This window comes from Domibacillus sp. 8LH (assembly GCF_038806185.1).
Lineage (GTDB): Bacteria > Bacillota > Bacilli > Bacillales > Domibacillaceae > Domibacillus > Domibacillus indicus_A.
Map to the genome: position 1 here is coordinate 1 of NZ_JAVJNG010000207.1, position 258 is coordinate 258.

At 41.5% G+C, this 258-nt stretch carries 1 protein-coding gene; it reads left to right on the forward strand.

Translation table 11 applies throughout. From position 1 onward, the window contains the following. On the forward strand, positions 1-258 hold a 258-nt coding region (locus RG959_RS24455), incomplete at both ends, for a histidine kinase dimerization/phospho-acceptor domain-containing protein (RefSeq protein ID WP_342799331.1).

A 258-nucleotide genomic window follows, 5' to 3' on the forward strand; every position in this document is an offset into this window, starting at 1 on the left:
GAGCTATATAGAAGCATTAACCGATGGTGCCTGGAAAGCTAAGGAGATTTCGCCTAAGTTCCTTGATGAAGCACAAAATGAAACAGACCGTATGATCCGTATGGTTAATGATCTACTGCAGTTATCTAAAATGGATGCAAAAGAGTATCCACTTCAAAAGGAACGGACGGAGTTTGTCAGCTATTTCCATCACATTATTGACCGCTTTGAGATGAATACGCCAGAACATATTACGTTACATCGTGACTTGCCTCGAGG